The organism is Bartonella capreoli (genome assembly GCF_902813205.1).
GTDB classification, from domain to species: Bacteria; Pseudomonadota; Alphaproteobacteria; order Rhizobiales; family Rhizobiaceae; genus Bartonella; species Bartonella schoenbuchensis.
The window spans coordinates 1-469 of record NZ_CADDZX010000172.1; the positions used below are offsets into that span (position 1 = coordinate 1).

Consider the following 469-nt stretch of genomic DNA (forward strand, 5'->3'; position numbering starts at 1 on the left):
CCACCTCTTCACCAACACGTTTTTTGCGTCTTCTTCTGCTTGCATCGTTGCATATTCTTGACGAAGTCGGTCAAAAGATGCATTCATCATTGCTGTTCCTTTTGCAACAAGAGTATTTTTCATATCCTGCAAAGTGTAAGAAGCTCTGCTCATAACAGTTCCAACAGAAGGTCGTCCTTTTCGTTTTTTCTCGAAATCAACCTCTATCTGCATAGATTCTCTTGTAGATACGGATATCTGCAATGCCAATCGATAAACCGGCGCAAAAGGTTTACCACCATTTCCATACAAAAGAAACAGCAGATGATTGCGCACCATTTGACCAAAACGATCCGAAGGCTCTTCCACAACAATAGAGGCAAGCTTTTGCGCAAGCCCCAAAGAAGCTTGCCCAGAAACAGGATTCCTATAGGAAGCAGAATTCATTGTCATTGCACTCTGCAACTCTTGACGATAAAGCGGTTCAACT

At 42.6% G+C, this 469-nt stretch carries 1 protein-coding gene; it reads right to left on the reverse strand.

Features of this window, described 5'->3' with window-relative positions; genetic code table 11:
• On the reverse strand, nt 1-432 hold a 432-nt coding region (locus J7R05_RS07920), incomplete at its 3' end, for a hypothetical protein (RefSeq protein WP_425490168.1).
• Between the last annotated feature and the right edge of the window lie 37 nt (nt 433-469).